The organism is Desulfofustis glycolicus DSM 9705, from assembly GCF_900130015.1.
GTDB lineage: Bacteria > Desulfobacterota > Desulfobulbia > Desulfobulbales > Desulfocapsaceae > Desulfofustis > Desulfofustis glycolicus.
On the sequence record NZ_FQXS01000001.1, the window covers coordinates 274113 to 299864 of the forward strand.

General features: G+C 59.0%; 21 protein-coding genes and 1 tRNA gene. 6 read left to right on the forward strand and 16 right to left on the reverse strand.

Annotated features, from left to right (window positions below; all coding sequences use genetic code 11):
- Nucleotides 1-28: 28 nt before the first annotated feature.
- The gene (gene gltB / locus BUC26_RS01340) at nucleotides 29-4489 is read right to left on the reverse strand and encodes a glutamate synthase large subunit (RefSeq protein ID WP_073373027.1); all 4461 of its coding nucleotides are present in this window, start codon (nucleotides 4487-4489) and stop codon (nucleotides 29-31) included.
- A gap of 230 nt (nucleotides 4490-4719) precedes the next feature.
- On the opposite strand from gltB, the gene BUC26_RS22860 reads away from it, so the two are divergent.
- Nucleotides 4720-5055: a hypothetical protein gene (locus tag BUC26_RS22860; RefSeq protein ID WP_143165875.1), complete on the forward strand. Its 336-nt coding sequence runs from the start codon at nucleotides 4720-4722 to the stop codon at nucleotides 5053-5055.
- A gap of 186 nt (nucleotides 5056-5241) precedes the next feature.
- Entirely contained in the window at nucleotides 5242-5583 is a 342-nt protein-coding gene (locus BUC26_RS01350) for a PilZ domain-containing protein (protein ID WP_073373029.1), read from the forward strand.
- A gap of 167 nt (nucleotides 5584-5750) precedes the next feature.
- Here BUC26_RS01350 and hypD read toward each other — a convergent pair whose 3' ends face one another.
- From hypD to galE, 9 genes are all read right to left on the reverse strand, one after another.
- Nucleotides 5751-6842, reverse strand: a complete 1092-nt coding sequence (hypD, locus tag BUC26_RS01355; RefSeq protein ID WP_073373030.1) for a hydrogenase formation protein HypD — start codon at nucleotides 6840-6842, stop codon at nucleotides 5751-5753.
- Between the two features lie 89 nt (nucleotides 6843-6931).
- Nucleotides 6932-7183 carry a hypothetical protein gene (locus BUC26_RS01360; RefSeq protein WP_084540362.1) on the reverse strand — a complete coding sequence of 84 codons (252 nt, stop codon included), beginning with the start codon at nucleotides 7181-7183 and terminating at the stop codon, nucleotides 6932-6934.
- 249 nt (nucleotides 7184-7432) lie between these two features.
- Complete coding sequence (locus tag BUC26_RS01365; protein ID WP_073373032.1) at nucleotides 7433-8785, reverse strand: Ni/Fe hydrogenase subunit alpha; 1353 nt, start codon at nucleotides 8783-8785, stop codon at nucleotides 7433-7435.
- Nucleotide 8786: 1 nt separating this feature from the next.
- Nucleotides 8787-9734 (reverse strand): NADH-quinone oxidoreductase subunit B family protein, encoded by a 948-nt coding sequence (locus tag BUC26_RS01370; RefSeq protein WP_073373033.1) that lies wholly within the window; start codon nucleotides 9732-9734, stop codon nucleotides 8787-8789.
- A gap of 11 nt (nucleotides 9735-9745) precedes the next feature.
- Complete coding sequence (locus BUC26_RS01375; protein ID WP_153307065.1) at nucleotides 9746-10162, reverse strand: hydrogenase iron-sulfur subunit; 417 nt, start codon at nucleotides 10160-10162, stop codon at nucleotides 9746-9748.
- Between the two features lie 49 nt (nucleotides 10163-10211).
- On the reverse strand, nucleotides 10212-13274 hold the full coding sequence (locus tag BUC26_RS01380; RefSeq protein ID WP_153307066.1) for an FAD-dependent oxidoreductase: 3063 nt from the start codon (nucleotides 13272-13274) through the stop codon (nucleotides 10212-10214).
- Between the two features lie 104 nt (nucleotides 13275-13378).
- Nucleotides 13379-14872 (reverse strand): (Fe-S)-binding protein, encoded by a 1494-nt coding sequence (locus tag BUC26_RS24335; protein ID WP_279626260.1) that lies wholly within the window; start codon nucleotides 14870-14872, stop codon nucleotides 13379-13381.
- A complete protein-coding gene (locus BUC26_RS01395; protein ID WP_073373036.1) occupies nucleotides 14865-15368 on the reverse strand; it encodes a hydrogenase maturation protease in 504 nt (167 codons plus the stop codon). The genes BUC26_RS24335 and BUC26_RS01395 overlap by 8 nt, the downstream gene beginning before the upstream one ends.
- Nucleotides 15369-15642: 274 nt before the next feature.
- Nucleotides 15643-16656: a UDP-glucose 4-epimerase GalE gene (galE, locus tag BUC26_RS01400; RefSeq protein ID WP_073373037.1), complete on the reverse strand. Its 1014-nt coding sequence runs from the start codon at nucleotides 16654-16656 to the stop codon at nucleotides 15643-15645.
- 129 nt (nucleotides 16657-16785) lie between these two features.
- Here galE and BUC26_RS01405 point away from each other — a divergent pair, with 129 nt between their 5' ends.
- Both BUC26_RS01405 and ligA read left to right on the forward strand, forming a co-directional pair.
- Nucleotides 16786-16971, forward strand: coding sequence for a tautomerase family protein (locus BUC26_RS01405; protein ID WP_073373038.1), 186 nt, complete (start codon nucleotides 16786-16788; stop codon nucleotides 16969-16971).
- A gap of 6 nt (nucleotides 16972-16977) precedes the next feature.
- Entirely contained in the window at nucleotides 16978-18981 is a 2004-nt protein-coding gene (gene ligA, locus BUC26_RS01410) for an NAD-dependent DNA ligase LigA (protein WP_073373039.1), read from the forward strand.
- Nucleotides 18982-19039: 58 nt separating this feature from the next.
- On the opposite strand, the gene BUC26_RS01415 is transcribed toward ligA, so the two are convergent.
- From BUC26_RS01415 to BUC26_RS01430, 4 genes are read right to left on the reverse strand one after another with little or no spacing between them, the layout of a single operon-like run.
- Nucleotides 19040-19282 carry a glutathione S-transferase N-terminal domain-containing protein gene (locus BUC26_RS01415; protein ID WP_143165883.1) on the reverse strand — a complete coding sequence of 81 codons (243 nt, stop codon included), beginning with the start codon at nucleotides 19280-19282 and terminating at the stop codon, nucleotides 19040-19042.
- A gap of 37 nt (nucleotides 19283-19319) precedes the next feature.
- Nucleotides 19320-20090 carry an ABC transporter permease gene (locus BUC26_RS01420; RefSeq protein ID WP_073373041.1) on the reverse strand — a complete coding sequence of 257 codons (771 nt, stop codon included), beginning with the start codon at nucleotides 20088-20090 and terminating at the stop codon, nucleotides 19320-19322.
- Nucleotides 20087-20998 carry an ABC transporter ATP-binding protein gene (locus BUC26_RS01425; protein ID WP_073373042.1) on the reverse strand — a complete coding sequence of 304 codons (912 nt, stop codon included), beginning with the start codon at nucleotides 20996-20998 and terminating at the stop codon, nucleotides 20087-20089. Before BUC26_RS01425 ends, BUC26_RS01420 begins: the two co-directional genes overlap by 4 nt.
- Nucleotides 20995-21897 carry an ATP-grasp domain-containing protein gene (locus tag BUC26_RS01430; RefSeq protein WP_073373043.1) on the reverse strand — a complete coding sequence of 301 codons (903 nt, stop codon included), beginning with the start codon at nucleotides 21895-21897 and terminating at the stop codon, nucleotides 20995-20997. Before BUC26_RS01430 ends, BUC26_RS01425 begins: the two co-directional genes overlap by 4 nt.
- Before the next feature lie 430 nt (nucleotides 21898-22327).
- On the opposite strand from BUC26_RS01430, the gene mrcB reads away from it, so the two are divergent.
- Both mrcB and BUC26_RS01440 read left to right on the forward strand, forming a co-directional pair.
- Nucleotides 22328-24625: a penicillin-binding protein 1B gene (mrcB, locus tag BUC26_RS01435; protein ID WP_161949784.1), complete on the forward strand. Its 2298-nt coding sequence runs from the start codon at nucleotides 22328-22330 to the stop codon at nucleotides 24623-24625.
- A gap of 34 nt (nucleotides 24626-24659) precedes the next feature.
- A complete protein-coding gene (locus tag BUC26_RS01440) occupies nucleotides 24660-25130 on the forward strand; it encodes a tetratricopeptide repeat protein (RefSeq protein WP_073373044.1) in 471 nt (156 codons plus the stop codon).
- A 124-nt stretch (nucleotides 25131-25254) separates the two neighbouring features.
- Here BUC26_RS01440 and BUC26_RS01445 read toward each other — a convergent pair.
- Nucleotides 25255-25340, reverse strand: a tRNA-Leu gene (locus tag BUC26_RS01445).
- Nucleotides 25341-25352: 12 nt separating this feature from the next.
- On the reverse strand, nucleotides 25353-25748 hold the full coding sequence (gene secG / locus BUC26_RS01450; RefSeq protein ID WP_073373045.1) for a preprotein translocase subunit SecG: 396 nt from the start codon (nucleotides 25746-25748) through the stop codon (nucleotides 25353-25355).
- Between the last annotated feature and the right edge of the window lie 4 nt (nucleotides 25749-25752).

Here is a 25752-nt window from a genome sequence, read left to right on the forward strand (position 1 = left end):
GATGTCCGTCCAGCCACGCGCGGGCTCTCTATTGCGTGGTCAGTAGCAACTCGGTGGCCGATCGGCCGCGTTTGCCGAGCAACTCCTCGACCCGCAGCCCTTTCGGTTTGACCAGTTTGAAACGGCTAACAAACCCTTCGAATTCATTGAGAATCTGCTCAGCCCGCCGACTGCCGGTCTCCGACAGGTGAGCACCGATAATGGCGTGCAGGTGTTCGGCAAGATCCAACACTCCATCAAGCGCCAGTACGTCCACCAATTCCCGGTTGACCCGCAGCCCGAATCGGTCGAACTCATCGAGCACGTAGGCAAAACCTCCGGTCATGCCGGCCCCGAAATTGATCCCGGTCTCGCCGAGAATGGTCACCACCCCGCCAGTCATGTATTCGCAGCCGTTGTCACCGATCCCTTCGACCACCGCCCGGGCCCCGGAGTTTCTCACCGCAAACCGCTCGCCGGCCCGGCCGGCTGCAAAGAGACGGCCGCCGGTGGCGCCGTACAGACAGGTATTGCCGATGATGACCGACTCGTGCGACCGGTAGGAAACCCCGGCCGGCGGTTTGATGACCAACAGGCCACCGGCCATCCCCTTACCGACATAATCGTTGGCGTCGCCGGTCAACACCAGGTGCAGGCCACCGGCGTTCCAGACGCCGAAACTCTGGCCGGCCGTGCCGCGCAACTCCACCGTGATCGGATTACCGGTCATCCCCTGGTTGCCATGTCGCTGAGCAATCATCCCGGAGAGACGGGCACCGATGGAGCGATCGGTATTGCGCACCGGGAAAAAACCTCGATCACCGCCGGCAGCCTCTACCGCCGGCGCAAATCGGTCGACCAACTCGAGATTCAGCCGTCCGGGATCGTGCGGCCGATTTTCGTCACGCTGATAGGGTACCGAACCTGGCGGCACCTGCGGCACGGCAAGCAGCTTGTCGAGAAACAGCCGTTTTTGCCGCTCCGTCCGGCCGTCGACGACGGCCAGCAGATCGGTCCGGCCGATCAAATCGATCAGTCGCGGTACCCCGAGCCGGGCCAGCCACTCTCTCGTCTCACGGACGAGAAAGCGAAAATAGTTCATCACCAACTCCGCCGTGCCGCTGAAATGATCACGCCGCAGGGTCTCGTCCTGCGTGGCCACGCCGGTGGCGCAATTATTGAGATGGCAGATGCGCAGATACTTGCAGCCCATCGCGATCAACGGTGCGGTGCCGAAACCGAAACTCTCGGCCCCGAGAATAGCGGCCTTGACGATATCGAGCCCGGTCTTCAAGCCGCCGTCGACCTGCAGCCTGATCTTGGTGCGCAACCCGTTTTCCACCAGTGCGGCATGGGTCTCGACCAGGCCGATCTCCCATGGGCTGCCGGCATACTTGATCGAGGTCAGTGGACTGGCGCCGGTACCGCCGTCATAGCCGGAGATGGTGATCATGTCGGCATAGCCCTTGGCCACGCCGGCGGCAATGGTGCCGACCCCCGGCTCGGAGACCAGCTTCACCGAAACAAGCGCCCGCGGGTTGATCTGCTTGAGATCGAAAATCAACTGGGCCAGGTCTTCGATAGAATAGATGTCGTGATGCGGCGGCGGCGAGATCAGCGTTACCCCGGGCAGTGAGTGGCGCAGCTTGGCGATCATCGCCGTCACCTTGTGACCAGGCAGTTGACCGCCTTCCCCGGGTTTGGCACCCTGGGCGATCTTGATCTGAATGACCTCGGCGCTCATCAGATATTCCGGGGTCACCCCGAAGCGGCCGGAGGCCACCTGCTTGATCCGAGAAACCCGCTCGGTGCCGAACCGCGCGGCATCCTCACCGCCTTCACCGCTGTTCGAAAAACCGCCGAGCCGGTTCATCGCAATCGCCAGGGCCTCGTGGGCCTCGGGACTGAGCGCGCCGATGGACATCGCAGCGGAATCGAATCGGCGGTAGAAGTGCTCTTCCCCCTCCACCTCGTCCACCGCCAGCGGCGACGCTGCGCTGTCCAGTCGGAGCAGGTCGCGCAGGCTGGAAACCGGCCGCTCATTGACCAGCTCGGCATAGCGGCAATAATCCTGCCAGTCGTTGCTGCGCACCGCTTTCTGCAAGGCCTGCACAACGTCGGGATTATAGGCGTGGTACTCGCCGCCGTGCATGTACTTGAAAAATCCGGCCGCCGGTAGCGGCTTGAACGATTTCCAGCCACGTTTCGCCCTCCGGGCGCTGTCCTGCTGGATATCGGAGAAATCGGCACCGCCGATGCGGCTGGCCACCCCGTGAAAACAGCGCTCAACGATCGTCGGACCAAGCCCGACCGCCTCGAAGAGTTGGGCACAGCGGTAGGAGGAGATGGTGGAGATGCCCATCTTGGAGATGATCTTCAGCAGGCCCTTGTTGATTCCCGCCCGATAATTGGTCATTACCGTCCGTAGCGGCAGCCGGATCGTACCGTCAGCCACCAGCCGGGCCAGGGTTTCGTAGGCGAGATAGGGATAAATCGCGGTCGCACCGAATCCGACCAGCACCGCCATGTGATGCGAATCGCGCACCTCCCCGCTCTCGACGATGATATTGGCATCACAGCGCAGGTCGCCCTCGGCCAGTCCCTTCTGCAACGCACCAACCGCCATCGCCGACGGGATCATCAAACGGTCCGGGGCAATCGCTCGATCAGATAGAATGAGCAGCACCGTCCCGGCCCGCGTCTGCTCGAGAGCGTTGTCCACCATCTGCCGCACCGCCTGCTCCAGCCCTTCCTCCGGCCGATAACTCAGATCGATGACAGCATGCCGGTAGAACTGATCATCGAGTCTTTTGAGCTGCTGTAAATCACTGGAGACCAGGACCGGTGAGGCGAATTGATAGCGGTGTGCCTGACCGATCGTCTCGTCGAAGACGTTATGCTCCCGGCCAATGCAAGTGGCAAGTGACATCACATGCTGCTCGCGCAGCGGATCGATCGGTGGATTGGTGACCTGGGCGAACTTTTGCCGAAAATAGTCGAACAGCAGTCGCGGCTGCTCGGACAGTACCGCCATCGGCGCATCGTCGCCCATCGAGGCCACCGCTTCATGCCCGGTTTCCCCAAGAACCCTGATCACCTGATCGATTTCATCGAAAGAATAGCCGAACACTTTCTGGTAGGCAAGCAGCTGCTCTTCCGACAATGACGGCTGTCCGGTCTGGTCGTCATCGAGTTGTTCGGTCGGAATCAGACAGTGACAATTTCGCTGCATCCACTCCCGGTAAGGGTGCCTGGCCTTCAACTCGTTGTCGATGTCCCAGGAACTCCAGATACGCCCGTTCATCGTATCGATGACCAGCAGCTCGCCGGGACCGACCCGTCCTTTTTCGACCACCTCGTCGGCGGTATAGTCCCAAATACCGACCTCCGAAGCGAGCGTGATCAGGCGATCTCTGGTCACCACGTAGCGGGCCGGCCGCAGACCGTTGCGGTCCAGACCGCAGGCGGCAAACCGGCCGTCACTCATGACAATGCCCGCCGGTCCGTCCCACGGTTCCATATGCATCGAGTTGAAATCGTAAAAGGCCCGCAGATCCTCGTCCATTTCAGGATGGTTTTGCCAGGCCGGCGGGACCAGCAGCCGAAAGGCGCGAAACAGATCCATACCGCCGGCCAGCAAGACTTCGAGCATATTGTCCAGCGATGCCGAATCAGATCCGTCGCTGCCGACGAACGGCGCTGCCTCCTGCATGTCCGGCAGCAGCGGCGAGCGCAACTTGTCGGAACGATTCCTGACCCATTGCCGATTACCCGAGATGGTATTGATTTCACCGTTGTGAGCAAGGTACCTGAACGGCTGGGCGAGTTGCCAGCGCGGCAGTGTGTTGGTGGAAAATCGCTGATGGAAGAGACAACTCGCCGCCTGCAGTCGCAGGTCACCGAGATCGGGGTAAAACTGCGGCAAATCGCCGGGGCGGCATAATCCCTTGTAAACGACTACCAGATTGGACAGACTGCAGATATAGAAATCGGGGTCGTCGGTGAGGCGCTTTTCAATGCGCCGACGCACCATGTAGAGCCGCCGTTCGAAATCGCGTGGCCCCCAGCCATACGGTCCATTGACAAAGACCTGGATCATCGCCGGCATCGATTCGCGGGCGATGCTTCCGAGAACTCCCGGATCCCTCGGCACATCCCGCCAGCCCATCAGCGTCAGGGTCTCACGTTCAAGCTCCTCGGCGAAGACCCGCTGGACGGCGGCCAGTCGCTCGGGGCCATGGCCGAAAAACACGACGCCGACACCGTATCGGTTGGCCAGCCGAAAGCCGTGTTCCCGAGCGACGGCCTGGAAAAAAGCATCGGGCTTTTGCAGCAGCAGGCCGCAGCCGTCACCGGTTTTGCCGTCCGCACCGATGGCGCCACGATGATCCATCCGGTCGAGGGCGCCGATAGCAATGCGTACCAGCCGATGACTCGGCTCACCATCGAGATGGGCGATCAGCCCGAACCCGCAATTGTCCCGCTGCTCTTCCCGCTGATAAATCGGCATGATCTTTCTCCTCTGCCTTGCACCCGGCCGCGTCCCAGGCCGGATTGCAGACTCTGAAGATACGGTATTGGCCTGAGAAAATCCAGGAAAACGATTCTCATTCCCGGCTGGACTACTCGTCCTTCGATCAGTCGGTGCGGCCGGTTGTCAGCAGCCACCAACTGTTGCTTGCGTCGAGGAAAAAGATGCGGACTTCTTGCCGGGAAGAAACCCAGATGATAAGATCAAGTATGAAATCGTCACCGATCAACCTGCTTACGATGTCGTTTCTTTTCCTCGCTCTTTCCGGCATCGTCTTGATCAGCCTGAGTTTTTTTTCATCTCTTCAGGCAAGCGGCAGGATCATGCGCGCCGCCGGTTTTGCCGTGCTCTTTTTCGGGATCGGCGAATATCTTAACCACCCTCCTCTCGTCGACACTCGTCCCCCCGGGTCGCAGGAAGCGCCGATCCAGCCGGACGGAAAACGGAAAAGAAATCCCTGCGGTCTCGGAAATTTTTTCGATATTCTGGCGATCATCAGCGTCTTCATCGTCGCTTCATACGTGTTGTTTCCCGAAAAATCATAGCCGCATACCCGTGCCGCTCGCAGCTCCTGCTCTGACGACCGTGGCGGCAGGCTCGATTGACTTCCGCGAATCCATGCGTATAATGGGAGACAGGGCTGTGATCTCTTTTCGAAAGAGGTGACAAAGGGGTGTACCTGCCCAGCCTGACTTCAAAAGGCCCTCAGGGCATACTCTTCAGGTGAGGTTATGGAAAAACGTAAACACCCGCGCATGGTCATGTCCAATCTCGAGGCTGACATCTCCGACGGGAAGGGATTCTTCAGCGGCGTGGTCAACGACATCTCGCGTTTCGGCCTGTCGATAACCGATGTTCCGAAGCGACTGGATCGGTCGGCCGATATCTACTCGATCATCGTCGACGGACCGGGTACCCATTTCAAACTGCTGGCTCGGCCGATCTGGGAAGAAGACGACGGATCCCACAAGGTCATCGGTGCCCAGATAGAGAACAGCCCGTGGACCTGGACCGAATTCGTCATGCGCCATGAACCGGAAGTCGAGGATGATTTCCGCAACAAGGCGAATTAACCCGAATCCCACGAAGTCACTCGGCACCTTGATTTAACTCAACATCGCGGTTCTAGCAGGTTCCAGTTGAGCGAGGGGAACAAAAGGTCGATTCGAGACGGATCACCTCATTGGAGAGTTGCGGGCGTCGCCATCGCATCCGATACTATTGCAGTATCGGCCATCTGTCAGATTCTGCCGAAGGTATACCGAAAATAAGAGGCGCAGATCCCTTCCTGGGCGACCATGCAGGGCCCGATCGGATGTTGCGAGGTACAGGAAATACCAAATGCCGGACACTCATTCGGCGTGCTCCGTCCGGAAATTATTTCCGCACATTGGCATTGAATCTGCTCCTGCCCCTTTTGAAAATGAATGTTGAACCGCTTAACCGCATCATACAGTGACAATTCATCGCGAATCACGAACCCGCTGCCCTCAATACTTCCCAGACCGCGCCAATCCGTCTCCACGGCAAAAAACACTTCCGACAGCATCTTCTGCACCCGGGCAGTCTCTTCACTGGGGGTGATGCCGGCAAACGGATTTTCATTGATCGGCGTGCCGGACTTGACTTGCCTGACAATTGATATAAGCCCCCGGAGGATCTCCCTTGTCCCGAAACCGGCCACGGCACAGGCAAGATGATGCTGCCGGGCCAGGTCTGAATAGGCATTGCTGTCGGTAATCGATTCGATATGGGTGGAAAACAACAGCCCGCGGATGTTCAGCTCCGGATCGCGCAACAGGTTGGCCAGCGACGGCGGGAGCAGGCGGATGGAGGGAATCACACAAAAATTACCGACTCCCTCGGACGCGGCCTCAAGGATGGTTTCCGCCACGTCCGGCGCCGCTCCTTCAAAGCCGACGGCGGTAAAGACGACAATTTTCGACGGAAATTTTCTGGCCAGGTCGAGCGCCTCCATCGGCGAATCGACCACCTCAACCTGAGCTCCTTTGCGCTTGATCGACTCCAGTGATTCCCTGCTGCCGCTGACCCTGAGCAGGTCCTCGCAGGTGGCGGTGACCACATCGGGCTGCACACCGATCTTGATGAAGGCATCGATGTGCCCGGCCGGCATGACGCATACCGAACAACCGGGGCCGGAGACGACATCGAGTTTGTCCGGCAGAACCTCGTCGAGTCCGTATTTCAGCAACGTCCGGTTTTGCGTGCCGCAGACCACCATCACCCGCAGGGGGCGATCCATCTCCGCCTGCAGTTCCTGAACCAGGTCTGCGGGAATATGTAATTCGCTCTGTTCGTCTCGACTATTCATCTCCGCGATGATCTCACTGCCCGCCGCCGGTTATTCGGCTCCTTGCCGAAACCGGGACCGGCATGGTATCTTGTCGTCACTCCGGTCGATCAGTGCTGTTCCGCCTCGTTGACAATGTCGGCATAATAATCGGTATCGCTGATCTTTTCCGCTTCGACGGCCTCTATATCGGCCCGGGTCAGATGAAACATACCGCAGGCGGGACAGCTGCCGTCAAAATTATCGCCGACTGCTCGTGCCTTGAGTTCATCGATCGTCATGTGATCGATATTGCCGCAGGCACCGCTGGGATTTTCAGCTCGAACCTGAATCCGTCCGGTTTTCTGTTCTTGCTCTGGCATCTCAACGCTCCTTGATGGGGGGATACGAAGCCGTTCCCTATGACGAATGAGCTTCGTCATGATGTTTGATAACGAAAATAGACTGTTCCGTCAAGCACATCCGGCAACCGGTGAGGAGACCGGTTGCCGGATGTGGTTAATCCTCGTTCTCGCTCAGTTTTTCAACGTTTCAACCAAGTTGCCGTTGGCATCGACGATGTCCAGGGCCATCGGAATACCGCCATCCAGGCGGTGGGTGGCACAGGACATTCACGGGTCGTAGGCCCTGACGGCCATCTCCACCTTGTTCAGGATGCCCTGGTCGTAATGACCATCTTTGATCAGCGAGGTCGCCGCTTGCTTGACGCTCATGTTCATCGGGCCGATATTGTGCGTCGTGCCGACGATCAGATTGGCCGACGCGATACAACCGTCGGCATCGGTATGGTAATCATGGATCAGGGTGCCGCGCGGCGCCTCGACGATGCCGACCCCGCGGCCAGCCTTGGGCTCCACCTTGGCCCGGACGTCGGTATCGGTGATGCCGTCCCAGTTGAGCAGTTCCATGGTTCGCTCGCAGGCATAGATCAACTCGATCAGTCGGGCATAGTGATAGAGCAACGTCGCCTGAGCCGGCCGCCCGAAGGCGGCCCGGAACTCCTCGAGCGCGGCCTGGGCATGCGGCGTGGAGATCTTGTCGCAGACATTGATCCTGGCCAGGGTGTTGGCGCGATAGATGCCTTTCGGGGCGTCGAGATCGAGTGAAAAGCCTTCGTTCCAGGAGCGGGCATAGGGCATCTTGCCATAGCCCCAGGGCTCCACATGTTCACCGAGATAATCGAGATAGTCCGCACCGTCGAAATCGACGTAGCTGCCGTCAGCTTTCATCAGCCGCTGACGACCGTCAAAGAGCCGCAGAGAACCGTCTGCCGGATCGACGGTACCGAGAAAGCCGGTGGTGATAACGCCCAGCTGGTTGATTGCGCCAAGATATTTGCTGAACACGTTGTTTTTCGCAAAATCAAGTGCATAGAGCGAAAAATCGAGCAGCGTCCGGGTATCCCTGAGCATCGCCTGCCGCTCAGCTTCCGGCAGGGGCTTGGAAAAACCGCCGACCACGGCGGCAACCGGGTGAATCGCCTTGCCGGCGAACCGGTCGATCATCATCTGCCCGAGTTGACGCATCTTGACGACCTGGGTGGCCAGTTCCGGCGCCGCCTTGACCACGCCGATGACATTGCGCACCGAATAATCGGCATCCGGGCCAAGCACGAAATCCGGAGCGGCCAGGAAAAAGAAATGCAGGATCTTGTCATTGATATGGGCCATTACCTGCAACAGTTCACGCAATTTCTGGCCGGTCTCCGTCGGGGTGACGCCGAAGCAGCCGTCAACCGCCTTGTTGCCGGCTGTGTGATGCATCCATGGGCAAATGCCGCAGATCCGGTTGACGATGCGCGGCACTTCTTCGGCCGGCCGTCCCTCGATGAATTTTTCAAACCCGCGCAGGGACATCAAGCTCATATAGGCGTTTTCGACGTTACCGGCATCGTCGAGATGAACGGCAATTCGGGCATGTCCCTCGATGCGGGTAACAGGCTGAATATTTAGTACCTTACCCATGTTATGCTTCCTCCTTCACGGCAGCCTTTTTCTTCGGACGCAGATTCCCATGAGCGCCGCTGAAGCGCAGAATGGAACGACGGTCGACCACCGATTTAGTGTCTATGCCATTGCTGGCCAGCGCATTCATCATGTCGAGCAATTGATTACCGTCCGGACGAACCGGTCCGAAACAGCCGCGGCACGGCACCCGGGCCTCAATGCAACTCGGCGCGCCGTATTTGGCACAGCCGGCGGCAGTCACCGGGCCCATGCACATGAAACCCTGCTCGAGCAGACAGCGCATTTCACTGATCGGCTTGTCCGGGTCAAACTCGACATTTTCCACGTAGCGCTTCACCTTACTGACGCTGCCCTTGCCTTCCCGACGCGTCGGGCAGGTGTCGCAGACGCTCTTGGTGGGCAACACCGGTTCACGGTTCTCGAGCAGCGAGATGATCACCTCGGCGATATGCGCCGGGTTCGGCGGACAGCCCGGTAGCTGCAGGTCGATCTTGACTTTTTCGTCCAAGGCGTAGGTTCGCTCGAGCAGTTTCGGTACACTTTGGTCCGGCCGCGATGCGCCGGGGTCGGTGGACGAGGTGCGATAAATAGCATCGAAACTCTCACCGCTGTCCTGACCGTTCATCAGGGCGGGAATGCCGCCCTGCGTGGCGCAGGAACCAAGGGCAATCAGGATTTTGCATTTTTTGCGCATCTCTTCGAGTACCTCGAGATGCTCCTCGTTGGCCACTCCGCCGGTGACGATACCGACGACGGCCTCGGGAATCTGAAGATGCTCCCCTTCGTCACCGCATTGCCCGTAATATTTATGATCCATGATCACCGGGGCATGCACGATATCGAGATGCTCGGTGAGCAGCGGGACCAAAGCCTCGCCGATGTTCAGGACGGCAATCTCACACCCTGAACACGAGCTCAGCCATTCCAAAGCAGTTGTAACACCCATCGTATCCTCCCTTACGCTGCCTGAGCATCTGTGTTGACGGGCCCCAGCTTTCTGACCCGGGCCGTCATCTCAGTGACCGCCTTGACGAACTTGTCGGGTTCAGCCGAAGATACCCACGTAATCGAAAACCGTTCGGGCTCGTACCCACAGTCGTCAAGAATTTCTGTGATCATATCGGCTCGGGCCATCGTTTTATAATTACCATCCAGGTAATGACATTCACCGAGGTGTCAGCCGAGCACCATCACCCCGTCGGCCCCCTGTCCGAGGGCCTTGGTGATGAATTCTGGATGGACCATGCCCGAACACATGACCCTGATGATCCGGACATTGGCCGGATACTGCATCCTGGCGGTGCCGGCGAGATCAGCCGCTGCATAGGAGCACCAGTTGCAGCAGAATGCTATGATTTTCGGTTCAAAACTCATTGCGCTACTCCTTTGAGATAGTCGTGCATGTATCTGTTCAACCGGCCGATCAGATGGCAAGCGCTGCCTCGATCTGACTGCTGATCTGCTCCATGGTAAAGCCCTGGACGACAACGCCGCGCTTCGGACAGGTGCCCTGGCAGAGACCGCACCCCTTGCACTGTGCCTTGTTTACCTTGATATACCGGTGCGGCTGTCCAGCTTCATCCGCTTCAACTTCCACCAACTCGATGGCGTGATACGGGCAGACATCGATGCACAGGGCACAGCCGTCGCAATAGCGCAGATCGGGCTCGGCCTTCACCGCATCGAGGCTGACCGCCGAGCGTGACAGCAGGGTAGCCGCCCGGCCGGAAGCGGCCAGGGCCTGGGCCACCGATTCCTCGACGGGTTTCGGGTAATGGGCCAGGCCGGCAACGAACAGGCCGTCGGTGGCAAAATCGACCGGCCGCAACTTAGCGTGAGCTTCCTGGAAAAAACCGTCGCCGTCAATCGATACCTTGTAGATCTTGTTGAGTTTCTCGGCATCGGGATTGGCAACGATCGCCGTGGCGAGCACGACCATGTCGGCCTTGATGCGGAGCGGTCGATGGAGGACGTGATCCCAGACGCCGACATTGACCTGCTTATGCTCCACCTCTACCGTCGGCTTGCCGTGCGTCTCGTAATTGATGAAGATAACGCCGAGTTCACGTGCCTTTTTGTAGAGCGTTTCCCGCTGACCATAGGTCCGCATGTCGCGATAGAGAATGTAGACCATTCGCGAGGCATCTTCCTGCTTGAGATCGATGGCCGACTGCACGGAATGGGTGCAGCAGACCTTGGAGCAGTACATCCGGTCACCCTCACGTGATCCGACGCACTGGATGAAAACCACGGTCTTGGCCTTGACCGCGTGCTGCTCCTTGAGCTTGAAGAGCCGGTCAAACTCGAGCGCGGTGAGCACGTTCGGGATCCTGCCATAGCCGTATTCCTTGGGCCGCAGAGCGCGACCGCCGGTGGCCACAACACCGACACCGTGCTCGATGGTCTTGGTCAGACCGTCGCGGGTGGCGATGGTCGTCGAGAAATTGCCGACGAATCCCTCCGCCTGGCGAACTTCAAATCCTTTATGGATGATGATCCGCTCGTTCTTCTGGACCTGGTCAATCAGTTTTTTGGCCCGATCCTGGATCGACTCGCCGGACCAGGTGTGCCCGAGATAGACGGCGTTACCGCCGAGGGATTCTGTCTTCTCTACCAGATGTACCTCGAAGCCCTGTTCGGCCATGTTCAGGGCCGCCGCCATCCCGGCGATACCGCCGCCGATGACCAGCCCTTTCTGGATAATCGGCACCGAGATTGGCTGCAGGGAGATCTGCCGTGCGACCTTGGCAACGGCCATCCGCACCAGGTCCTTGGCCTTGGCGGTAGCGGACTTGGGGTCGGCGGAGTGGACCCAGGAATTCTGATTCCTGATGTTGGCCATTTCCACCAGGTACTCGTTCAAGCCGGCAGCCTTCAGAGTCTCCCGGAACAACGGTTCGTGGGTCCGTGGCGTACAGGCGGCGACCACCACCCGGTTGAGTCCCTTGGACTTGATGGTCTGCACCATCTGCTCCTGGGTGTCCTGGGAGCAACTGAACAGGTTGCGTTCGGTATGAACCACGCCAGGCAGGGTCTGGGCATAGTCGGCAACCGCCTCGACATCGACGACTCCGGCTATATTGGAGCCGCAATGACAGACGAAAACACCGATCTTCTCTTCCTCGTTTACCACGTCCCGTTCCTGTGGGAACGTCTTTTCCTGACTCAGCTGTCCGCGAGCCGGAGCAAGTACGTCGGCAACTGCCGCAGCCGCCGCCGAACCTTCCATCACCGACTGCGGGATATCCTTCGGCCCGGCAAAGGCGCCGCAGGTGAAAATCCCCTTTTTCGAGGTCGAAACCGGCGAAAAATCAGAAGTTGCGGCAAACCGGTCGTTGGTCAGTCTAACCCCGGTCAGATCGGCAAGTGCTTTGATATGATCAGGGATCTGCAGGCCCACGGAGAGTACCACCAGATCGAAATACTCCTCGACCTGCCGTCCTTCCTCGTTGATGTAGTGGAGTCGCAGATCGCCGCTTTCGCCTTCCGGCTCAACCCCATGTACCCGGCAGCGGACAAAACGGACACCCGATTCATCTTTAGCCCGCTGGTAATAGCGATCGAAATCCTTGCCATGGGTCCGCATGTCCATCATAAAGATGGAGGTACGCAGTCCCGGCACGTGATCTTTCGCCATCACCGCTTCCTTGATGGCATACATGCAGCAGACCGACGAACAATAGGCATTCCCGCATTTATTCTCATCGCGACTGCCGACGCATTGCAAAAATGCGACCTTGGTGATCTCTTTGCCGTCCGACGGCCTGACCAGATGCCCTTCGGTCGGCCCGGAGGCAGACAGGTACCGCTCGAACTGCATCGCAGTGACCACATTGGGATATCGGCCATAGCCCCAGACACCGGCTGCCGACGGATCAAAACTCTCGAAACCCGGTGACAGGATGACGGCACCGACATTGATCTGATGGATCTTCTCGGTATCGTCGAAATTTATCGCCCCGGCCGGACAAACCTTCTCACAGAAACCGCAGGCGCCGGCTTTCTTGAAGCGGATACAGTTGTCGGCATCGATCTGGTACTTCAGCGGCACCGCCTGGGCATATTTTACATAGATTGCTTTGCGTTTGCCGGTAGCCGCATCATACTCGCTGTCCACCTTCTTCGGACATTTCGCCGCACATTCGCCGCAGGCGATACACTTGTCCATATCCACGTAGCGTGGATGTTCTTTCACCGTAACCTGAAAGTCACCGACATCGCCTGAAATACCGGCGAGTTCACTGAGCGTCATCAACTTGATATTTAAGTGCCGACCGCACTCAACCAGTTTTGGCGCGATAATTCACATCGAACAGTCGTTGGTCGGGAAGGTCTTGTCCAATTGGGCCATGGCGCCGCCGATGGCGCCGGATCGTTCCACCAGGTAGACGTAGTAACCGGAATCGGCAAGATCCAGTGCTGCCTGCATACCGGTGATTCCGCCACCGACGATCATCACCGAGCCGACTTTTTGCGTGTCCAGCATGATAGATGTCTCCTTTTCAGAAAGTGCATGTGTGCCCTAGGTAATGGACCGCCACATGCGTGTTAAATCAATTTCTCGCGAACGGCCAGATCACTTGTAGCCGTCTACTGCGCCTCGGTTTCAGAGGACTGCTCAGCAGCCTCGGCTCCCTCGCCCGGCTGGACCAGGGAATCGGCAACCAGTTCCCACAGGTACTTGACCTCGATGCCGAGATCGTACTCGTTATTGAGCGACTTGAGCAGCTGGTCGCGGCAGTTATGGCACGGTGCAATAACCAGGTGCGCCTCCGTCTCTCGGATCTGGCGCGCCTTGATGCGGCCGTAGAAGACCCGTTCCGGGGCAAACGGCATGGCCCAGGCGCCGCCGCCGGCACCGCAGCAGTAGTTGGATTCGCGATTGGGCTCCATATCCTTGAAGTCGGGACAACAGAGCTTGGTGATGATGCGGCCTTCCTCGTAATACGCCTTGCCGAAGGCCTTCTCGGATTTTCGCCCGTAATTGCAGGGATCGTGATAAGTCGCCCGCATCGGGTGTTTGCTGTTGTCGAGCTTGATCTTGCCCTCGTTGATATATTCAAGCAGCAGATCGAAGACCGACATGATCTTGAATTCTTTCAGTGCTTCCGGAAACCATTTGTTCAACCCGGACCGGGTTGCAAAGTAGGCGTGGCCTCACTCGGGGAGCAGGAGCACCTCGCATTTGAGGCGCCTCATATTGTCGACGATCCGACCGACAACGGTCTTCATCGCCTCGTCGTCGCCGGAAAAGAGCCCCCAGTTGACCCCCTCCCAGTTTTCCGCCGGAATGGTCCAGGATTCGCCGGCGGCATGGAAAATGCGCCACCAATACTTCATGTCGTCCGGCTCGGCGAAGGGTTCTTTGGAGTTGACGGTGACCATGACCCGGGCCCCGACCACATCGATAGGCGTCTTGAAGCCGGTCAAGCCCTCTTCGTCCAGTTCCTCTCCCAACTCCTCCAAGAGAAAAAGAAAGTCATCCTTCGGGATACCAAGGTTGTTGCCGCGCTCCAAACAGGTAGCCACACCTTTGTGGATCGGGCCGGGAACGAGATTGCGATCGCGCATGGAGCGCAGTCGCCTGATCAAGGATAGGATCTGCACGCCTGCCGGACAGACGTTTTCACACTTGCCGCACATGGTGCATTTCCACGGCCAGTTACTGTCCAGCAGTTCCTTTTCCAGACCAAGTACCGCCATGCGAACGAGCTTTCGTGGATCGAGCCCGTCAACACCGGCGATCGGACAGGCGCTGGCACAGCTGCCACAGGTGAGGCAGATATCAGCCCATTGGGCATCGGCATACACCGCCTTTTCAGCATACCCGATATCGAGGGGCTCCAGTTGTTTCCGACGCCTCTCGTATTTTTGGATCTTCTCCTCGTCGACGTTGCTGGTCGGCTTGATTTGCGGCTTACGACCAAACTTGGCGCACAGGGTCTGGTAGTCCTCGAACTTCATCAGATACTTGCGGCCGGGGCCCTCCTTGGCGCGGAGGGTCCCGGAATTAATCCAGTTCCTGATGGTGTTACGATGAACACCGAACTCCTCCGCCATTTCGCTGACTCTGAATTCATACATCATCTAGGGTCACCTCATTGAGCTGGTTTAATAGAATTCGTTTGAGCATCTCACATGTTTTAACAACGGCACCAGTCATCGTCGGCGACAGTCCCGGTTCTATCTCAGCGGGAATATATTCGGCCTGGGCGGCCACAATCGTGACCGTGATGCCGGTGTGTTCTTCAAGTTCATGCAGGAGGTTGACGGTGGGGAATTGATGCAAGGAGAAATCGTGGATCTTCTTGGCCGGGATCGACCGGGAGTCGATTAAAAAAACGTCGCCGGGCTGCCGATCCGGAAAATCGACAGCGTCGAGGATGATAATGTGCTCCGGCCGCCCTTCCTCAGTGAGCAGATAGTCGAACAAATACTCCCTGATACCGGTCATCGCATCGACGGCTTCCACATTATCCGGCAGGTCACCGCCATCGTTCAGGGCGGCAACAACCGCCGGCCCGAAACCGTCGTCTCCCATCAGGAGGTTGCCACAGCCAAAAATCATTGTAGAAGACATAATTGGTCTCTTTGTGCAAATGTTGCAACAATACTTACCAGCCGGGGAAAATAACCGTGCAAAAAGGATAATTCAAGCAGATTTTAACGAAACTTTCACATTTTCTGATATGGACACCTACAGGCGCCAGAAATCATTGTGCAAACGTTTCATTTGCAAACAACAGATAAGCTGCGAGGAAATGTCAGCGACAACAAAGTCAACAACGAATGGAAGACCGGTGAGCGATGGAGGAGAAACGCCCTGTGCGAGTTGGTCAGGCGGGAGATGGCGGTCAATAGCCGGTCGGGTTCTTCAGCTGCCAGTTCCAGCTGTCCCGGCACATCTCTTTGAGTCCGAGTTGAGCTTGCCAGCCGAGTTCACGGGCGGCCTTGGACGGGTCGGCCCAGCAGGCGGCGATATCGCCGGGACGACGGGGGGCGATACGGTATGAAACCGTTTTACCGCTGACCTCTTCATAGGCCCTGATAACGTCGAGCACCGAATAGCCGCGGCCAGTGCCGAGATTATAGGTCACCAGGCCCGGGTTTTCCTGCAGTTTAGTGAGCGCCTTGACATGCCCCCGGGCCAGATCGATCACATGGATGTAATCGCGCACCCCGGTGCCGTCAGGAGTCGGGTAGTCGTTGCCGAATACCTGGAGTTCAGCCAGCTCGCCGATCAGCACTTTGGTGATATAGGGCGTCAGGTTATTCGGCAGACCGGCCGGATCTTCGCCGATCTGCCCGCTGTGATGGGCGCCCACCGGGTTGAAATAGCGCAGCAGAGCGACCTGGAACGTCGGCTCGGCTCGGTTGATGTCGCGCAGGATGTCCTCGATCATCAGCTTGGTGCGGCCATACGGGTTGGTGCATGACAGCGGGAAGTCCTCGGTGATCGGTACCGTAGCGGGGTCGCCGTAGACCGTGGCCGACGAGCTGAAAATCAGCCGCCGAATACCGAATTCGAGCATCACCTCGCACAGGGTCAGGGTGGAAGTCAGGTTGTTCTGATAGTAGAGCAGCGGTTTTTCCACCGATTCCCCGACCGCCTTGAGTCCGGCAAAATGAATGACGCTGTCGACAGGCTCGGGGCTGTCGGCCAGGAGTTGCCGCACGCCGTCACGGTCTCGCAGATCGACCACGGCCAGGCGGACCGACTGCCCGGCCAGCTGCTCGACGCGCCTGATCGCCTCTTCTTTGGCGTTGACCAGGCTGTCGATCACCGTCACCCGATAGCCCGCGGCAAGCAGTTCCAGGCAGGTGTGACTGCCGATATAACCGGCCCCGCCGGTAACCAAGATATGCATGACACCCTCAATCGCTCAAGCTATTTTCCACTGGTTGTGTCGTACCCTCATTTGCTATAGTAACGGTTTGCAGCATAGACGTAAAAGATATCTGCAGGCAACCAAAAACCTTCATCGAGGAGAGCCGTCATGCCCTATGTCAATATCCGCGTCGCCGGGACACTTACCAAAGAACAAAAAGAGAAAATCAGCAAAGGCGTCACCGACGTGATCTGCAGGGAGGCGGGCAAACCGCCGGAAGCGGTCCTGATCTTTATCGACGAGGTCGAGCGCGACAATATCGCCAAGGCCGGCACATTGCTGAGCAACGGCTGATCGGACATGGAGCAGGCCGCCCGACGCGCCCGGGAATTGCGCGAGGCGATCGACGCACACGCCTACCGCTACTACGTACTCGATGACCCGATCATCTCCGACGGAGAATACGATCGACTTTTCCAGGAACTCATCGATCTGGAAGCGGCCTATCCCGAACTGGCCGACCCCGACTCACCGACCATGCGGGTCGGCGGGCAGCCGCTGGAGCAGTTTTTCCAAGTCCGTCACCGGCTGCCGATGCTCAGCCTGGAAAACGCCTTTTCCGAAGACGATCTCCGCTCTTTTGCCGAACGGCTCGAACGTTTTCTCAACCGGCCGATCGACTCCGGTTATTCCGCCGAACCCAAACTCGACGGACTGGCCGTTGAACTGGTCTACGAAGACGGCAGGCTGGTCCTCGGTTCGACCCGGGGCGACGGCAGCGTCGGCGAGGAGATTACCGCCCAGCTGCGCACCGTCGCCTCGATTCCGCTCCATCTGCTGCAGGTCAAACCAGCACTGCTCGAGGTCCGCGGCGAGGTTTACATGGAAAAAGACGGCCTGGCCCGGCTCAACGAGCGGCAATTGACCCGTGGCCTGTCGCCGTTTGCCAATCCTCGCAACGCCGCCGCCGGCTCCCTGCGCCAACTCGATCCATCGATTACCGCGCAGCGGCCGCTGCGCTTTTTCGCCTACGGGGTGGCCGATCCCGCCCCGACCGGTTGCCGCAGACAGACCGAATTGCTGGACTACCTGCGCCGGGCCGGGTTCCCGGTCAGCCGTCAGGCGGTCTTCTGCCGCGATATCGAGGCGGTCATCGCCCATTATCGGCAGCTCAACGGTGGCCGCCACGATCTGGCTTTCGAGATCGACGGCATGGTCGTCAAGATCGATGAATTCGCATTGCAACAGCGGCTCGGCAGCAAATCGCGGGCACCACGCTGGGCCATCGCCTACAAATTCGCGGCGACCCAGGCGAGCACCAGGCTGCTCAATGTTCAATTCCAGGTCGGTCGGACCGGGGCGGTGACTCCGGTGGCGATTCTGGAGCCGGTGACCATCGATGGCGCTACCGTCAGCCGGGCCACATTGCATAACGAGGATGAACTGCGGCGCAAGGACCTGCGCATCGACGACATGGTACTGGTACAGCGGGCAGGAGACGTAATACCGGAAGTGATCAAGTCGGTTCCCGACCTGCGGGTCGGCAGCGAGACCCCGGTGATCATGCCAACCCACTGCCCGGCCTGCGGCGCCGAACTGGTCAGACCGGGCGGAGAGTCGATCACCCGCTGCATCAACTCGCTCTGCCCGGCCCAACGTCTGCGCAGCCTGGTTCATTACTGCTCCAAGGCCGGTCTCGATATCGAGGGTCTGGGGAAAAAATCCATTCAACAACTGCATCAGGCAGGGCTACTGGACTCGATCGTCGATCTCTACACCCTCGACCGTGAAGCGCTCCGGCAACTGCCCGGCTGGGGAGAAAAGTCAGCCGACAAGGTGCTGGCGGCCGTCGAGGCGGCGAAACACCCGCCGCTCTCACGGTTTCTCGCGGCACTCGGCATCCGTTATATCGGCGAGATCAACGCCGCACTGCTGGAAAGACACTTCCCGTCGCTCGACGACCTGCGCCGGGCGACAAAGGATGAACTACTGGACATCGACGGGATCGGCGAACAGGCGGCCGACAGTCTGATCGCCTACTTCACCACCGAGCAAGTCGGTGAGATGCTCAAACTCCTCGCCGACCGGGGCGTCCATCCGGCAGCGGCAGAGCGCGATCACGAAGAGATGGCGCTTGCCGACCTGGTCTTCGTGTTTACCGGCGGCCTGGAGAAACTCTCACGGGATGAGGCCAAACAACTGGTAAAAGATCGCGGCGGCCAGATTGCCTCGACAGTCACCAAGACGGTCACTCACGTGGTCGCCGGTGAAAAGGCCGGCTCCAAGTTGCGTAAAGCTGAAGAAATGGGAAAAACCGTCCTGACCGAAGAACAGTTTCTCGCGCTGATCGGCGTCTCCGTCTGATCGGCCAGGAGGACATCGCGTCCCCGCAACAGCGGTTGCCGCGGCATGATTCGGCCGATTATCGGTGTGTTTGTTGCCGCAAGTAGTCGACAATATCGTCGCTTTCATACATAGAACGGTCACCGTCGATCAGAAACGGCACCATGGCCTTGCCGCCGATCTCCAGGACCGTCTGCCGGCCCGGGGTATTAGGAGCCGCGTCGATCACCCGGTAATCCTCTCCTTCCTTCAGACCCAGCTCACGGGCTGCATCGAGCACCTTGCGACAAAACGGACAGCCGTCACGGACATAGAGTTCCAGCATTGTTTCTCCTTTTCTGCAGTTCCCCGCGCCGCCGTCAGCTGCGCACCCCCGTCCCTCTGCTCAGTAAATACAGATTGGCAGCAAAGAGCAGCGTCCCGATCAGGAGCAGCATCGAGAGCCCGGTCCAAACCCCGATGTCAGCAACACCGAGAAAACCGTAGCGAAAGCCGTCGATCATGTAAATGATCGGGTTGGCCCGGGAGAGCACCCGCCAGAAATCGGGCAGCAGAGAGATTGAATAAAAAACGCCGCCGAGATACGTCAGCGGCGTAATGACAAAGGTCGGAATGATCGAGATATCGTCGAACTTTTTGGCAAAGATTCCATTGATCAGTCCGGCCAGTGCGAAGACGAAACTGGTCAGCACGGCAAAGGCCAGGATGAAAAACAGGTTGTGCGGCACTATTCGGGAAAAACCGAGGCCGACCGCCGTCACCAGCACGCCGACACTGAGGCCGCGGACCATTGCGCCGGAAACATAGCCGAGCACGATCACCCAGTCCGGTGTCGGGCTGACCAGCAATTCTTCGATATTGCGTTGAAACTTGCTGCTGAAAAAACTCGACACGGCATTGGTATACGAATTGGTAATAATCGACATCATGATCAGACCTGGCGCGATGAAAGACATGTAATCGTAGCCGTGGACATCGCCGAGCTGGGAGCCGATGAACGTACCAAAGATCAGAAAATAGAGGGTGGCGGTCACCACCGGCGGTACCAGAGTCTGAACCCAGATGCGGAAAATACGAGTCGTTTCCCGCCGGGCGATGCTGGCCAGGGATATGAGCTGTTCACCGATCATTGCGTCATCCCCACGAAAATTTCCTCGAGCCGGTTGGCCTTGGGACGCATGGAAGCAACAATCAGTCCCTGCCGGTCGAGATGGGCGAACAGATCGTTGAGCGAGTGGTCCCGCGACAAAGTCACCTCCAGGGTCGACTCATCGACAATGGTGAACCGGTTGGCGTCAAACGGTTCGACCTCGCCGACCGGGCCGTTGAGGTCCAGGATAAATGTCTGCCGATCCAGTTTCTTCAGCAACTCCCGCTTATCGGTATGGGAAATCAGCCGACCGCCAGCGATAATGCCGATACGATTGCAGAGCTGCTCCGCTTCCTCCAGGTAATGGGTGGTCAGGATGATGGTCCGTCCTTCCCGATTCAGGTCCTCCAGAAATTCCCACATACCGCGGCGCAACTCGACATCGACTCCGGCCGTCGGTTCGTCGAGAATCAGCAACTTCGGGTCGTGGACCAGCCCCCGGGCGATCATCAGCCGTCGCTTCATGCCACCCGACAACTCTCGAGCCTGCACGTTCCGTTTTTCCCAGAGTCCCAGCTGACAGAGGTAGTGTTCAGCCCGGTCGGCCGCCCGCCGCCGCGGGATACCGTAATAGCCGGCCTGCTGACAGACAATGTCCTGCACCTTCTCGAAGATCGAGAAATTCATCTCTTGGGGCACCAGGCCGATCAGCCGCTTGGCCGCCGAAAAATCACGATCGATATCGATACCGAAAATCCTGACGGTGCCGGACGTCTTGAAGACCAGTGAGGTTATGACACCGATGGTTGTCGTCTTGCCGGCGCCGTTCGGTCCGAGTAGGCCGAAGAACTCCCCTTCACGGACCTGGAGCGAAATGCCGCTGATCGCCTCGACCCCGCCACGATAGGTCTTGCGTAGGTCGCTGATCTCCAGAGCCGGCACACTCATGAGTCGGCACGTGCACGTGCGCTGAGCACGCTCAGGTAATCGACGATCTCGGCGGCGAGATCGCGGCGATCGAGCCGGCCTATCTGCTTGATACCGGTCGGACAGGTGATGTTGATCTCGGTGAGCCGCTCACCGATAAAATCGAGGCCGGCGAAATGGATGCCGTGGTCGACCAACCAGGGACCGACCCTGTCGACAATCTGTTGCTCCGTCTGCGACAGCCCGCAAGAAATGGCCTCGCTGCGGGCAAAACTGGCATGAAATCCCTGCCGCGGCCGGCGCAGCGCCGCGCCGAGGAATTGATCACCGAGCAGCAGGACTCGTTTATCGCCGTCGTAGACATCTTCGAGGAAGCTCTGCACCATGGCCGGATACTTGCCGTCTCCGGTAAACAGCCGCAACCGATCATTATCTGGCGTCTCGATCCGTTCCACCGATCGGCCTTGGAAACTGTCCAGCGCCTTGAGCACGCAGGCGCCGTGGCCGGCGACAAACTCTGCCAGCAGCGAGGGGTCGCTGGCTACCATTGTCGGTGGCATATACTCGGCAAATCGGAGGGCGATCAGCTTTTCATTGAAATCGCGCAGCGCCGACGGCTCGTTGACGACAGCGGCACTGGTCAGCGAAAGCAACTGGGTGGCATAATGGAAGGCCAGGTCATACGGCGGCTCTTTGCGCATCAGAACCAAGGTGTGATCGTCAAGCGCGGTCCGCTCACGACGGCCATCGGCGCCAAGCGTCCAGGCCATCGCCGCACCATCGAAAAACAGCTCTTCAATGGTAGTGGTGGCAACGACAATGCCGCGCCTACGAGCGGTCTCGATAATCGCCAGCGTCGTATCCGTTTCCGGATTCAATTCCGCCAGCGGATCAAGCACCGCCAGCCACTTTTCTTCCATGTTCACATCCTCGTTGCAATGGCAACCGGCACGTCTTTTTCCCTGCCGATCACCTGATAGACAGCCTGCCTGCCGTGAGTCCCTGCGATACGATAATCAACTTTCAAAAATTTTCCAGTCGCTCGGTTTTATCAAACGTTCGCCGACAACAAAGCTTAACCCACATTTTGTATTTTTGACAAGAGTCCCCTCGGGTTGGCTGGTCCTGCCGGAGACTGCATCGTGAAGGCTCGGCGGTCAGGCCATGGCTGGCCTGTCTGCCGGCCCCGCAGGCCAGCCGATCAGGCCGCAGCGCAGCAGCCGGAGGTAGGACCGGCCAGCCCTCCGCGATGACGCCGATTTAAATTGTTCGTTGTGACGTCTTGTCATGTGGGCTAATAAAAATCATATTTGCGGGCGAGGCCAGCGCAATCGGATTATATTGCTATCCATGTTTCGCTTATCAAAATCACGCCTCTTCATGCTGCTGACCCTCGCGATAGCCCTGCTGCTGACCGTTGGGGCAGTGAGCTATCTGCGCATACTGGACGAGGAGATCCGGAACCGCTTCGAGAACAAGCGCTGGTCCCTGCCGGCAATCGTCTACGCCCGGCCACTTGAACTCTATCCGAGTTTGCAGCTGTCCCCGAAGATGCTCGAAAGCGAACTGCTCCTTGGCGGCTATCGCCGTGAAAACCGGCCGGAAGGCGCCGGCAGTTACACCCGTACCGACAACACCATCGAGTTGACCAGTCGCAGTTTTCACTTTCCTGATGGCCAGGAACCCTCGCACCGGCTGGTCATCACGTTTGCCGGCGATCAGATCGCCGCACTGAACGATGCCGCCACTTCCCAGCCGGTGTTGTCGGCTCGCCTGGATCCGATGCGGATCGGCAGTTTTCACCCGCGTGTCCATGAGGATCGGATCGTCGTCGATCGCGAATCACTGCCTGATCTGCTGGTGGAGACCCTGCTGCTCATCGAGGATCGCTCCTTCTACGACCATCACGGCGTCTCGCCGCTGGCCATCGCCAGGGCATTGGTCGCCAACATCACGGCCGGCGAGATCGTTCAGGGCGGCAGCACCCTGACACAGCAGCTGGTGAAAAACCTCTTCCTTGATCGTGAACGCTCCCTGCTTCGCAAGGCCCGTGAGGCGATCATGGCGGTGCTGCTGGAACGCCGCTACCCGAAAGACGAAATTCTGACCGCCTATGCCAACGAAATCTTCCTCGGCCAGGACGGCAACCGGGCCATTCACGGATTTGCCCTGGCAAGCACCTATTATTTCAAGCGAACGCTCGACGACCTGCGGCCCGACCAGATTGCCACGCTGGTCGGCATGATCAAAGGGCCGTCCTACTATGACCCCTATCGGCATATCGATCGCTGTCGGCAACGACGGGACCTGGTGCTCACCGCCATGGCCGACCACGACCTGATCGACACGGAACACATGGAACGCTCTCTGGCCCAGCCGTTGACCGACGTCGATCTGCAGAGAAGCGGATTGAACCGGTTCCCCGCATTTCTCGGTCTGGTTCGCCAACAACTGGCCGAGGACTACCGGGAAGAAGACCTGACCGGCGACGGTCTGCAGATCCTGACCACCCTGGACCCGCATGTCCAGTTGCAGGTGGAAGAAAACCTGCAGCGCACCATCGATGACCTGAGCACGAAAGAAGATGACGCGCTTGAAGGAGCCGTCGTCGTCACCACCCGGGAAACCGGCGAAGTACTGGCCCTGGCCGGCGGGAAGGTGCCGGCCAGGCACGGTTTCAACCGCGCCCTGCAGGCCCGGCGCCCGATCGGCTCGTTGATCAAGCCGGCAATTTATCTGGCCGCCCTGAATCATGGCTATACCCTGGCCAGCCCGCTGCTCGACGCGACGATCACCGTCAACCCCGGCTCCGCCGACCAATGGCAACCCAAAAACTACGACCACCTGGAACACGGCCGGGTCCCGCTCGTCACCGCACTGGCCAACTCCTATAACCTGGCCACGGTTCGCCTCGGTCTCGACCTCGGACTGGAGCGCGTCATCGAGGCCATTGACGCACTCGGCTACCAGGAATCGTTGCAACCGTTACCCTCGCTGCTCCTCGGTGCTGTCGAGATGACCCCGCTGGATGTCTGCACACTCTACCAGACCATCGGTGCCGGCGGTTTTTCCACAACGTTGCGGGCTATCGACAGCGTTATGACGGCCGACCACCACCTACTCACCCGGTATGGAGTTTCGATTGAACAGCGGATCTCGCCGGAGATAACCTTCCTGCTGACGCACGCCTTGCAGCGGGTCGTCAGAGAGGGCACCGGCGCCGCCCTGCTGCGTTCGCCCCGTCTGCGCGATTACGGCATCGCCGGTAAGACCGGCACCACAGACGGCCTGCGTGACAGCTGGTTCGCCGGTTTCACCGGCGACCACCTGGCCGTGGTCTGGCTCGGCAATGACGACAACACCCCGGCTGGAATTACCGGGTCGGCCGGCGCGATGCGCGTCTGGCAGCACATCATGGAATCGATACCGACAGCGCCGTTGGAACCGGTCGCGCCATCGTCCATCGAATGGCTGCGGATCAACCGGCAGACGCTGCGCCAGGCGCCGTGGTTCGACAACGACACCATGACCCTGCCGTTTATCGCCGGCAGCGGCCCGATACCGGAAAATAACCGCACGCCGGTCGGCGAAACCATCGACCGGACAATCAAAGGACTCTTCGATTCACTCAACGATCTTTTGCGCTGACCAGGCACCTCTTGCCCAACCGATGGAAACCGCCATGTCCTCATTACCGACAACCACCCGCTTTCTCCTCATTGGTGCTCTCCTGCTGCCGCTGACCGCCTGCGTGACGCACTATCCCGAACAACCGCCCTCCGTACCGCCTCGGGGACCCGAGATTCGCACGATTCCCGCACCACCGCCACCACCGAAACCGGCCCCAGTACCGGCGCCGACTCCGGCACCACCGGTTGCCGGACCTGCCGCCCCTCTCTATGCCGAGGCTGAAACCGCCCTGCAGGCCGGCAACTATCAGGCAGCGGAGATGCTGTTGCAACGGGCCCTGCGCATCGAACCGCGCAACCCCCGCTACTGGTACGCCCTGGCCCGCACCACCGCCCAGCAGGGCAACCACCGGCAGACCGTCCAGTTCTGCCTGAAAGCCGCCAGCCTGGCCGGCAACGATAGCCAGCTGACACATCGCATCCGGTCCCTGCAGGAGCGGGCGGAACGGGCGCTACAGCAGTAATCACGGCCGACTCGACAAACTGCAATCAATGATTTCCCGACGTTGCACGTTGCGTAGCAATTTCGTCCTCAGCAAAACAAAAAGCCCTGTAACCGAAAATGGTTACAGGGCTTTTTGTTGAATTTGGTGCCGAAGGCGAGACTCGAACTCGCACGACCGTGGGTCACTACCCCCTCAAGATAGCGTGTCTACCAATTCCACCACTTCGGCAACAATGATCTCTTACTGGGCCGGCGTCTCCCCCTGTTGCTCCGGCTGTGCCGCCTGCGGTTCGGCGGCGGCCGGTGCCGTTTCCGAACCTTCGGGTATAGCCAGTTGCGCTTCCTGCTCGGCGGTGGTCTCGACTGCCGGTTTCTCCAGAACCGCACCGCTCATCACCGAGCCGGTGCTGTTCTGCGAGGAAATATAGGCCAAGGCGACCGAAGTAACCATGAAGATGACCGCCGAAAGGGTGGTAATCTTATTGAGAAGCGGCAGCGGGCCTTCGGTGCCGAACAGCGACTGGCTCGAACCGCCGAAGGTGGCACCGATGTCTGCGCCTTTACCGTGCTGCAGCAGCACGATGCCGATCAAAAACAGGCAGACGACGACGTGAACGATTATCAGCAAGGTTTCCATCTGA

Bases quoted from the DNA above. Each gene is read 5' to 3' on its own strand.
- ligA (WP_073373039.1), top strand. From the start codon at position 16,978: ATGGAGCAGGCCGCCCGACGCGCCCGGGAATTGCGCGAGGCGATCGAC.
- BUC26_RS01425 (WP_073373042.1), bottom strand. From the start codon at position 20,998: ATGAGTGTGCCGGCTCTGGAGATCAGCGACCTACGCAAGACCTATCGT.
- BUC26_RS01350 (WP_073373029.1), top strand. From the start codon at position 5,242: ATGGAAAAACGTAAACACCCGCGCATGGTCATGTCCAATCTCGAGGCT.
- secG (WP_073373045.1), bottom strand. From the start codon at position 25,748: ATGGAAACCTTGCTGATAATCGTTCACGTCGTCGTCTGCCTGTTTTTG.
- BUC26_RS01395 (WP_073373036.1), bottom strand. From the start codon at position 15,368: ATGTCTTCTACAATGATTTTTGGCTGTGGCAACCTCCTGATGGGAGAC.
- BUC26_RS01365 (WP_073373032.1), bottom strand. From the start codon at position 8,785: ATGGGTAAGGTACTAAATATTCAGCCTGTTACCCGCATCGAGGGACAT.
- BUC26_RS01405 (WP_073373038.1), top strand. From the start codon at position 16,786: ATGCCCTATGTCAATATCCGCGTCGCCGGGACACTTACCAAAGAACAA.
- galE (WP_073373037.1), bottom strand. From the start codon at position 16,656: ATGCATATCTTGGTTACCGGCGGGGCCGGTTATATCGGCAGTCACACC.
- BUC26_RS01430 (WP_073373043.1), bottom strand. From the start codon at position 21,897: ATGGAAGAAAAGTGGCTGGCGGTGCTTGATCCGCTGGCGGAATTGAAT.
- BUC26_RS22860 (WP_143165875.1), top strand. From the start codon at position 4,720: ATGAAATCGTCACCGATCAACCTGCTTACGATGTCGTTTCTTTTCCTC.
- gltB (WP_073373027.1), bottom strand. From the start codon at position 4,489: ATGCCGATTTATCAGCGGGAAGAGCAGCGGGACAATTGCGGGTTCGGG.
- hypD (WP_073373030.1), bottom strand. From the start codon at position 6,842: ATGAATAGTCGAGACGAACAGAGCGAATTACATATTCCCGCAGACCTG.
- BUC26_RS01420 (WP_073373041.1), bottom strand. From the start codon at position 20,090: ATGATCGGTGAACAGCTCATATCCCTGGCCAGCATCGCCCGGCGGGAA.
- BUC26_RS01370 (WP_073373033.1), bottom strand. From the start codon at position 9,734: ATGGGTGTTACAACTGCTTTGGAATGGCTGAGCTCGTGTTCAGGGTGT.
- mrcB (WP_161949784.1), top strand. From the start codon at position 22,328: ATGTTTCGCTTATCAAAATCACGCCTCTTCATGCTGCTGACCCTCGCG.
- BUC26_RS01360 (WP_084540362.1), bottom strand. From the start codon at position 7,183: ATGCCAGAGCAAGAACAGAAAACCGGACGGATTCAGGTTCGAGCTGAA.
- BUC26_RS01440 (WP_073373044.1), top strand. From the start codon at position 24,660: ATGTCCTCATTACCGACAACCACCCGCTTTCTCCTCATTGGTGCTCTC.